Raw genomic sequence first — 917 nt, 5'->3', positions numbered from 1 at the left:
CCTGATTACCCATAAAGCTCAGCCATGCTTAAATAGCGTTGTGGCATAGGCGGAGTACGTAAGGCAACGAACATAAACCGAGGCAGCATATCCTCAAGCGTGAAACGACGATTAAATCTATAACAATATTCAGCTAAATACCTGGGTAAATGCTTTGCGTTAATCGAGTGATAAGTTCCTGTTATTGAGTTTTTTACATTACCGATCATAGTGTTAACCCAAATAAACTGTTCTTTGGTAACACTTTCGGGGCCACCACCCGTGACGGTACTAAAATGTTCACATTTGGCTTCGGTTACAGCTGCAAAACAGGCAAGACCATCTGATACCACAACACCACCTTCTGCTAAATGCTTCTTAGCCCAACGTGCAACCTCTGATAAGCGAAAACCTTTCACCACATTGAAGTTCATATAAATCGGATGACCTTTCTCATTGGTGGACACTGCTGCAATAAAGGGCGTTTTATTTTCTGAACCTCTGCCTCGTTTACCACCATGTAACTCACCGCCATAATAAACATCATCAATTTGAACAATACCTGATAGCTGACGTTTATCATCTCGCTCTTTCATAACCTGCATGATCTTTTGCTTTATACGCCAAGCGGTATTATAAGAGACGCCAACCTGTCGTTTAAGCGATAAGGCAGAGATACCAATTTTAGATTGAGTTATCAAATGAACACTTAAAAACCAAATGGTTAACGGTAACTTCGAGTTTTCAAATATAGTATTAGTCGTCACAGAAGTTTGATGGTGGCAATGGTTGCATTGATATAACTTTCTTGATTTCAATGAACAATAACTTGTTGATGAACAAGCAGGGCAAATAAATCCATTTGGCCATTTCCATTTAAAAAGAGCATTTATACACTGAGCTTCTGTACCGTAATTCTTGAATAAATCAGGCAAACT

At 39.3% G+C, this 917-nt stretch carries 1 protein-coding gene; it reads right to left on the bottom strand.

Going from position 1 to position 917, the window contains the following annotated elements; all coding sequences use genetic code 11:
• Positions 1-5: 5 nt before the first annotated feature.
• On the bottom strand, positions 6-917 hold a 912-nt coding region (locus KSO91_RS17385; RefSeq protein ID WP_238744272.1), incomplete at its 5' end, for an IS1595 family transposase.

It is taken from the genome of Psychromonas antarctica, from assembly GCF_022267535.1.
Classification (GTDB): domain Bacteria; phylum Pseudomonadota; class Gammaproteobacteria; order Enterobacterales; family Psychromonadaceae; genus Psychromonas; species Psychromonas antarctica.
Note: the sequence above shows the minus strand (reverse complement) of the source record. Positions and strands in the feature narration are given on the sequence as shown.